The sequence below is a fragment of the Mesorhizobium sp. A623 genome (genome assembly GCF_054489405.1).
Genome location: NZ_JBTMXB010000110.1, coordinates 1 through 1,393, shown reverse-complemented (window position 1 = coordinate 1,393; position 1,393 = coordinate 1). Strand labels below are relative to the sequence as shown.

General features: G+C 64.5%; 2 protein-coding genes. One reads left to right on the top strand and one right to left on the bottom strand.

The window, feature by feature from the left end; all coding sequences use genetic code 11:
- Nucleotides 1-504: TetR/AcrR family transcriptional regulator (locus tag ACX3P1_RS28085; protein WP_459083077.1), on the bottom strand; the 504-nt coding region annotated here is incomplete at its 3' end.
- A gap of 109 nt (nucleotides 505-613) precedes the next feature.
- Between ACX3P1_RS28085 and ACX3P1_RS28080 the strand changes: the two genes are divergently transcribed.
- The coding region (locus ACX3P1_RS28080) for an SDR family NAD(P)-dependent oxidoreductase (RefSeq protein ID WP_459083075.1) at nucleotides 614-1,393 on the top strand (780 nt) is incomplete at its 3' end.

Here is a 1,393-nt window from a genome sequence, read left to right as displayed (position 1 = left end):
CAGTTCGTCGGACAGCGCCGGGTCATCCATCGATCGGGCGAGGATGAGCGCGCCGACCATCGCCGACCAACTGCCGATCGCCGCCCGGCGGCGCTTGGCAGCATCAGTCGCAGGCATGGTATCAGCAAGAGTGTCGATCTGTACGGTGAGAACCTGCGCCATGGATGCGCGTGCTTCGGGGGCCTGTTGCCGCATGAGACCCGCCAGGGCGGCCATCGGGCAGCCCAGTTCCGGATGGTCGCGATGGGGTGCCGACAGATAGCTGTCGATCCATGCGCTGATATCGGCCGTCGCTGATTGACTGCCGACGGCGCTACCGATCGCATGTGCGATCAGATCGTCCTTCGATCGGAAATGCCCATAGAAGCCGCCGTGGGTCATACCTGCGGCCTTCATCACTTCTGCGACGCTCACCGCATCGAAGCCCTTCTCGCGAAACAGGCGTCCCGCCTCACTCAGGATACGGCTGCGGTTCTGCGCCATCTGCTCCCGGCTCACTTTCATTTCCGACGTTCTCCGTGCGCCATTGACATTATCATGATTGCTATCATATTTAGCGCTATTGATGACTAGCATCATGAATATAGCTTCGACGCCGAGAAAGGGCAATGCCATGACCGCCATACCATCCGTCCTCGTGACCGGCGCCTCCACCGGAATCGGCGCTGCTTACGCCGCGCGCTTTGCGCGCCGCGGCCATAACCTGGTGCTGGTCGCACGCAACACGGCGCGGATGGAGGCGCTGGCTGACCGCCTGCGGGGTGAGAACGGCGTTGCGATCGACATCATCCAGGCAGACCTGGCCGATACCGGCGAGCGCGCGGCGGTCGAGACGCGGCTTCGCGACGATGCGCGGATCGGCATCCTCGTCAACAACGCCGGGACGAGCCTGGCGGGAGCCTTCGCCGAGCAGTCGGCGGACGATATCGACCAGCTTATGACGCTCAACACGACCGCACTGGTGCGGCTCGTCCATGCCGTTGCCCCGCGTCTTGCGCGAGCGGGCGAAGGCGCGATCATCAACATCGGCTCGGTCGTCGGCCTGGCGCCGGAGTTGGGCATGCCGGTCTATGGCGCGACCAAAGCCTTCGTCCTGTACCTGTCACAGGCGCTCAGCCTCCAACTCGGCCCCCAAGGCGTCTATGTGCAGGCGGTCCTTCCCTCCGCGACCCGCACCGAGTTCTGGGGTCATGCCGGCGTCGATGTCGATACGCTGACGGGCGTGATGGCGGTCGACGATCTGGTGGACGCGGCGCTCGTCGGCTTCGACCGACGTGAGCCTGTCACCATCCCGCCGCTTCACGATGCTGGCCAATGGGGCGCGTTCGAGGCGGCACGTCAGACCATGATCCCCGGCTTCGCACAGTCACAGCCAGCCAATCGCTATCTGGCG